Raw genomic sequence first — 1,704 nt, forward strand, 5'->3', positions numbered from 1 at the left:
AAAGTATAACGCCTGGGAGACTAGGTGTCCTTTTTTTGCAAAAAAACAGGCCTAAGTTTCTCAGTGTTGAACTTAATCAACACTAAAAAGCTTAGACCCAAATAAAAACGATCGGCCTAGTTATTAGGTTGATCGTTTTTTAATTTATCCGGTTTATGGGCGTTAACATAGTCAGCAAATGTTTTTAAAAGTTCTTCGGTTTGTTCGACCGAGAGGTTATTAGCTTGAAAGTACTTTTCTAATAAAGCCCCTTTTTGAATTAATCGGCGAGAACGGGCTTTGCGGGCTTGCCGATTTTCATAGTATTTAGATTGTCGTAATTTAAAATCTTCCCGCTCAATTTTTTGTTTTAAACGCGCTTGTTGCTCGACTAGTTTTTCATATTGATTAGACATGGAATTTCCCCATCTCGTATGGCTAATGATCTACGGACTTTACCTTTAAAAATTCAGAAAATTGCTTAGCTAAAAGCTTAATCTGATCGTTAGACAAATTAGCATAATCTAAATTGGCTTGACTGATGATTTGTTTACCTAGCCGTTGTTCAATCTTATTTTTTTCGTCCTTAATTTTTTGATTAAGGGCTTTTAATTTAGCTTCTTGTTTTTCTAAGTTACTTTGAGACATAACGATCCCTCCAATCATATTAGAAATAATCACCGACACTATATCATAAGGGAAACGTTAAGTCAAAGTATAAAAGTTGAAATAGCGAAGCGGAAGGCATACACTAAAAGTAAATTCAGGATAATCAGCAGACCGAGTGAAACGAGGTCAATGCGCACTTACACGTCATCTTTGATGACGTTGTGATAAACCCATTAAAACCTGTATTAGAAGTCGCCGATGGCGACAACAAAGTCAAGCCCATAGAATCAAAAGAAGACGGTGACTGACATGGCAATCTTTCACATGAGTTTTAGTAATATTAGTGCTGGTAAAGGACGAAGTGCGATTGCCAGTGCCGCTTATCGAAGTGGTGAAAAATTATTTGATAATCAAGAAGGCCGCCACTATTTTTATGCCCGCTCGGTTATGCCAGAAAGCTTTATTTTAACTCCCGAAAATGCACCAGAATGGGCCAGTAATCGAGAACAATTATGGAATGAAGTTGAAAAGAAAGATCGTAAATCAAACTCACGGTATGCAAAAGAGTTTAACGTGGCTTTACCAATTGAGTTAAGTGTAGATGAACAAAAAACATTATTAACTAAATACGTGCAAGAAAACTTTGTTGATCAAGGCATGGTAGCCGATGTAGCGATTCATCGTGATCACCCAGATAATCCACACGCACACTTGATGTTAACCAATCGCCCATTTAACCCCGATGGTACTTGGGGACAGAAAACAAAAACCGAATACATTTTAGATAGTCATGGTAATAAAACTAAGACCCCTGCAGGGAATGTGAGAAACCGAAAAATTTGGTTGGTTGATTGGGATAAGAAAGAAAAAATAATTGAATGGCGTCATAATTGGGCAGTTAGTGTCAATCAGGTTTTAGAGCAAAAAAACATTCCTGATCGGATCAGTGAAAAATCATTTGTGGAACAGGGAATAGCTGACACACCAATGCAACACGAGGGAATCAATAGCAAACGGCATGAAAGAAAGGCATTTAATCAACAAGTTAAGAGCTATCGTAAGACCAAAGTTGGCTATAAAAATATGCAGGATAAAGTAGTTAATCGAGGCCACTTG

General features: G+C 37.3%; 3 protein-coding genes. 1 reads left to right on the forward strand and 2 read right to left on the reverse strand.

The features are described 5' to 3' along the window. Window positions 1-116: 116 nt before the first annotated feature. Both FFM73_RS12445 and FFM73_RS12450 read right to left on the reverse strand, forming a co-directional pair. Window positions 117-395 (reverse strand): hypothetical protein, encoded by a 279-nt coding sequence (locus FFM73_RS12445; RefSeq protein ID WP_003646133.1) that lies wholly within the window; start codon window positions 393-395, stop codon window positions 117-119. A 22-nt stretch (window positions 396-417) separates the two neighbouring features. Further along, the gene (locus FFM73_RS12450; RefSeq protein ID WP_003555660.1) at window positions 418-645 is read right to left on the reverse strand and encodes a hypothetical protein; all 228 of its coding nucleotides are present in this window, start codon (window positions 643-645) and stop codon (window positions 418-420) included. Window positions 646-897: 252 nt separating this feature from the next. Here FFM73_RS12450 and mobQ point away from each other — a divergent pair. After that, on the forward strand, window positions 898-1,704 hold an 807-nt coding region (mobQ, locus tag FFM73_RS12455; RefSeq protein ID WP_171001298.1), incomplete at its 3' end, for a MobQ family relaxase.

It is taken from the genome of Secundilactobacillus hailunensis, from assembly GCF_005405185.1.
In the GTDB taxonomy this organism is placed as follows: Bacteria; Bacillota; Bacilli; order Lactobacillales; family Lactobacillaceae; genus Secundilactobacillus; species Secundilactobacillus hailunensis.